Annotated in this window: 2 protein-coding genes; both read left to right on the top strand. The window is 68.2% G+C overall.

Annotated features, from left to right (window positions below; genetic code table 11):
- Positions 1–237, top strand: a 237-nt coding sequence (locus I71_RS39225) for a hypothetical protein (protein ID WP_211098438.1), incomplete at its 5' end; no start/stop codon positions are given.
- Positions 238–480: 243 nt separating this feature from the next.
- The coding region (gene tkt, locus I71_RS25485) for a transketolase (RefSeq protein WP_042700419.1) at positions 481–1,999 on the top strand (1,519 nt) is incomplete at its 3' end.

Genomic DNA, 1,999 nt, shown 5'->3' with positions numbered 1-1,999 from the left:
CATGTTCCAGCCGGTCCACGGCACGGCGAGACGGTCGAGAGCGCTTTCAGGGAATCCATGGACGTCAACCTCGACCTGTGGGCACGTCATGTTCGCACGGCATCGGACCCGCCCCGGCTGTCGCCAAGCCAAGCCGCTGCCGTATCGGAGCGCCTAGAGTTGGGCCGGCAGGCATACCTCGTCAACCTCAACGACGGACTCTTCCACCGAATGCCCACACGGAATGCCGGGGCGTGACGGAAGGCCGCAGTGATGTCGCAGCGGCGACACCGATGCCGCGACGCCATCCCCCGGGAAACATCCCACACGGTGCACCACACAGCACGAGGGCCTCTGCCATACCATTTCCTACCCCATTCCCATGTTGACCTGCGGACAGCGGTTCTGCATGGTGCGCCCGTTTCGCGGCGCCTTGTCGGGGCGACCGCGCAACCACCGTTGCCGACGCCGCAACCGCGCCCGACCCGCAGGAAACGCCAGATGTCCGCTGACTCCGCCCAGCCCTCCCTCAACACGATGGCCAGCGCGATCCGCGCGCTCTCCATGGACGCGGTCGAGGCCGCGAAGTCCGGCCACCCCGGCATGCCGATGGGCATGGCCGATGTCGCCACGGTGCTGTTCACGCAGTTCCTGAAGTTCGATCCGAAGAACCCGTCCTGGCCCGACCGCGACCGCTTCGTGCTGTCGGCCGGCCACGGCTCGATGCTGCTCTACTCGCTGGCCTACCTGACCGGCTACGAGCGGATGACCATCGACGAGATCAAGCGTTTCCGCCAGCTGCACAGCCTGACCCCCGGCCACCCGGAAGTCGATCCCAGCCTGGGCATCGAAATGACCACCGGCCCGCTGGGCCAGGGCGTCTCCACCGCGGTCGGCATGGCGCTGGCGGAGCGGATCACCAACGCCCGCTTCGGCGACGAGCTGATCGACCATTACACCTACGTCATCGCCTCGGACGGCGACCTGATGGAAGGCGTCAGCCACGAGGCCTGCTCGCTGGCCGGTCATCTCGGGCTGAACCGCCTGATCGTGCTGTGGGACGACAACCACATCTCCATCGACGGCACGACCGACCTCAGCTTCACCGACGACACCCAGGCGCGCTTCCGCTCCTATGGATGGAACACCATCGCCGTGGACGGCCACGACACCGGCGCGGTGTCGAAGGCTATCGCCCAGGCGCGGACCTCCACCGACAAGCCGACGCTGATCGCCTGCCGCACCATCATCGGCAAGGGTGCACCGAACAAGGCCAACAGCCACGCCTGCCACGGCTCGCCGCTGGGCGCCGACGAAGTCGCCGCGACCCGCACCGCCATCGGCTGGACCCATGAGCCCTTCGTCGTTCCCGACGAGGTGCTGTCCGCCTGGCGCGCCGCCGGCACCCGCAGCGCCGACGCCTATAACGCCTGGAGCAGCCGCCGCGCCACCCTGAGCCCCGAGGCCGGCAAGGCCTTCGACGAGGCGTTCAGCCATGGCGTGCCCTCCGCGCTGACCGACACCATCGTCGCCTTCAAGCAGAAGATCAGCGCCGAGAAGCCGAGCTGGGCGACCCGCGTCGCCTCCGGCAACACGCTGGAAGTGCTGGTGCCGGCAATCCCGGAGATGGTCGGCGGCTCCGCCGACCTGACCCCGTCGAACAACACCAAGGTCAAGAACACCGCCGACGTGAAGGGCAAGGGCGAGTTCGCCGGCCGCTACGTCCGCTACGGCGTGCGCGAGCACGGCATGGCGACGCTGATGAACGGCATGACGCTGCATGGCGGCATCATCCCCTACGGCGGCACCTTCATGCAGTTCGCCGACTATTGCCGTCCGGCGATCCGTCTGGCCGCGCTGATGAAGCAGCGCACCGTCTTCGTGATGACCCACGACTCGATCGGTCTCGGCGAGGACGGCCCGACCCACCAGCCGGTCGAGCATCTGGCCGCGCTGCGCGCCATCCCCGAACTGCTGGTGCTGCGCCCGGCCGACGCGGTCGAGACCGCCCAATGCTGGC

Origin of the sequence: Azospirillum sp. B506, assembly GCF_000333595.1 — a bacterium.
GTDB lineage: Bacteria > Pseudomonadota > Alphaproteobacteria > Azospirillales > Azospirillaceae > Azospirillum.
The sequence above is the reverse complement of the archived record's forward strand: the minus strand, read 5'-3'. Positions and strand labels throughout refer to the sequence as shown.